The 3,216-nt window shown below is 32.6% G+C and carries 2 protein-coding genes, 1 tRNA gene and 1 pseudogene; all 4 read left to right on the forward strand.

Annotated features, from left to right (window positions below):
• The first annotated feature begins 88 nt into the window (after positions 1-88).
• A tRNA-Leu gene (locus tag QWC74_RS09890) sits at positions 89-177 on the forward strand.
• Positions 178-339: 162 nt separating this feature from the next.
• The gene (locus tag QWC74_RS09895) at positions 340-1,923 is read left to right on the forward strand and encodes an alpha-amylase family glycosyl hydrolase (protein ID WP_006783250.1); all 1,584 of its coding nucleotides are present in this window, start codon (positions 340-342) and stop codon (positions 1,921-1,923) included.
• Between the two features lie 11 nt (positions 1,924-1,934).
• Positions 1,935-2,726 (forward strand): DUF1189 family protein, encoded by a 792-nt coding sequence (locus QWC74_RS09900; RefSeq protein ID WP_006783251.1) that lies wholly within the window; start codon positions 1,935-1,937, stop codon positions 2,724-2,726.
• A 174-nt stretch (positions 2,727-2,900) separates the two neighbouring features.
• A pseudogene (locus QWC74_RS09905) lies at positions 2,901-3,216 on the forward strand (maltose ABC transporter substrate-binding protein); the annotation flags it as partial.

The raw sequence follows: 3,216 nt of genomic DNA on the forward strand, positions 1-3,216 counted from the left end.
CATCTGACTTTTAATCAGAGGGTCAGAGGTTCGAGTCCTCTGCAGGACACCATTTTTGAAAATAGGCGCGTGCCTGAAATAATGAAATGCCTGGGTGGCGGAACTGGTAGACGCACAGGACTTAAAATCCTGCGGGTGGTGACACCCGTGCCGGTTCGATTCCGGCCCTAGGCACCAATTTATGACGATTAAGAGTAGGGTTACTCTTTTTTATTTTTCTTAAAACTTCTTAGGATATATCTTAAGAAGTTTTTTTATATCAATTATAATAACGGTTACATATAGTTGTTATGATGTTTAGTTGCTATAATTATCTATAAACACATGAGGGGGATAATAATGAAAAAAAACATTCTATTATTAATGATTATATTTTTATTAGTTGGATGTAGTAATAGTACCGATGAGAGGGCGGAAGTTTCAAGTGACAATGGTGTTTTTTATGAAATATTTGTACGTTCATTTTCAGATAGTGATGGTGATGGTATTGGTGATTTTAATGGAATTACTGAGAATTTGGACTATCTTGTAGATTTAGGAGTTAAAGGAATTTGGTTATTACCTATTTATCCATCTCCAAGTTACCATGGGTATGATGTAACAGATTACTATAATGTTAATTCTGAGTATGGAACGTTAGATGATTTTAAAAAATTAGTTTCAGAAGCCCATAATAAAGGAATAAAAGTTGTATTAGATATGGTTTTAAATCATGCGAGTAGTGAGCATCCATGGTTTATAGATAGTAAGGAAAATATTGATAGTGATTATGCTGATTACTTTATTTGGGCTGATGCGAATGATTCATCATATGATTTTTCAGCTTCTCCTATTGATGGAAAAGCGTGGTCTAAGTATGAAAATCGTATGTATTTTGGTGCATTTTGGAGTGGAATGCCTGATTGGGATGCTTCAAATAATAAAGTAAGAGAAGAGTTTATTAATATTGGACAGTATTGGATTGATTTAGGTGTTGATGGATTTAGATTAGATGCAGCAAAGTATTTGTACGCACAAGGTGAATATAATACTGATTTAAATTTACTACAAGAAAATTTAGATTTTTGGAAAGAGATAACAGATGGATGGCGTGACGCTAAAGATGATTTATATATTGTTGCAGAGGTATGGTCAGGATCTTCATCAGTTGCCCCATATTACAGTAATTTTGATGCAAATTTCAATTTTGATTTAGCTGATGCAATTGTATCTGTTGTTCGTCGTGAAAGAGATCTTAGTGGATTTGGATTAATGAAAAATTTAACAAGAATGCATGAGTCTTTTGAAAAATATGCTGGAGATAGAGGATATAGTGATGCTATATTTTTAACGAATCATGATCAAGATCGTGTCATGTCTGTATTAAATAACGATATGGATTTAATGAAATTGGCAGCAGATATTTATTTAATGTTACCAGGGAACCCATATATTTATTATGGAGAGGAAATTGGAATGTTAGGGAGAAAACCTGATGAAGATATTAGATTCCCTCTTAAATGGGGAAATGATTATGAGACTGAATGGCGTAAGGATACTTTAAATATGGATTTAGATAGTATAGAGGTACAATTAGAGGATAAAGATTCGTTATTAAATCATTATAAGTCTTTAATTGCAGTGCGTAATAGTAGTGATGCACTATCTAGTGGAGAGATGGTCGCCCTTAGTATGAGTAAGTCTCTAGTAATCGGACAAATTCGTTATACTGAGACAGAAGCGGTTTTCATTTTACATAATATCAGTGAACGCGATTGTGAAGTTGGATTTAGTACTGATGATGAAAACCTTATTTATTCGACAAAAACAGGTTATACTTTAAAGTCAGATTCTGTTATAATTCCAAGTAAGGGTACTATGTTATTTAGTATTCCAGTGGAAGAGGTTAGCTTGTATGAGGAGCTAGAGATTGAAATAGGATAGGTGGAGCAAGAATGAAAAAGTTAAAGTTAATGTTAAAATCAGGGTACTCAATAGATTCAATTTTTGAATTGAGAAAAACACCCATTATTATTAGTTTAATTTTTGGTATTTTTTTATCAATGATGCAAATGACGCCGTTCGCCTTTTCTTTATTAAAAGATGAAGCTTATAGATGGGATGAAAAGATTTGGATGTTATCTGATGATGAGAAGGCAATGATAGTCGAATCATTACCAGATTATAAAATTGAAAATGGGGCTTTAAGTAATAATGAGTTTTACGAAATCAAGGTTAATAGTGATGTTAAAATTTTATTTAACGGTGATGCGAATTTGGTGACGAATGGTTTAGTTTTTAATCATGATCACTTAATTTTTGTGGAACAAGGTAGACAGTATGATTTATCTTACGGTGAATATGAAGGAACTAATTTTGGTCAACTTCGACAAATGGATGTAGCATCTGGGTATGAAGGTGTATTTGCTCCTTTTGCAAAGTCTTTAAAACCTTTATTGATTGTTCCATTCATTATGGGAAATTATCAGACAGGAATTTTAACTTTCTTTATTTATACATTTGTTGTAGCGGCGTTATCGATGTTATTTAAGTTTGGACATACAAGTTTTATTAGTTATAAAGAAGTATTAAATATTATGATTTATTCTGGGACAATTCCTTCAATCATTTCATTAATTATAGGATTAATTATTTCTCCTGCTTTCACAACGATTATTTTTAATTTTGGAACACCACTAATTGCTTTCGTCGTTTATCGTAAGAAAGTTATTCCGAGTTTAATTTAATGAAAAAAAAGCGAGATTCTATGTGAGAATCTTGCTTTTTTGTATATTTAAACATATTTTTGCAACCGATTCCACATTAAATGTCGGATATTGCATTTCGGTTTTGTAAGTGCTATACTTAATATGTAAGCAATTTCAAAAACAAATTGTTTTAGACAATTGGGAGGTATAAGGATGAAGAAATTATTATCACTAGGATTAGTTGCATCGTTATCGTTAACAGGATTAGTAGCTTGTGGTGGAAATGACGCTGAAACACCAGCAGAAACACCATCTAATGGATCTGCTGAGACTACTGAGAAACCAGCAACTTCAGGGGAAAAAGTAGAGATTAAATTATGGTTAGACGATGATGATTATGCAGCAGCAATTGAACCAGCAATTGAAGCAGCTTATCCAAACATTGATGTTGTATATGAAAAAGTTGGAGCAGTAGATGCTCGTACAAAATTAGAATTAGACGGTCCTGCAGGGTTAGGTGGAGATGTAT

Source organism: uncultured Turicibacter sp., assembly GCF_938044715.1.
Lineage (GTDB): Bacteria > Bacillota_I > Bacilli_A > MOL361 > Turicibacteraceae > Turicibacter > Turicibacter sanguinis.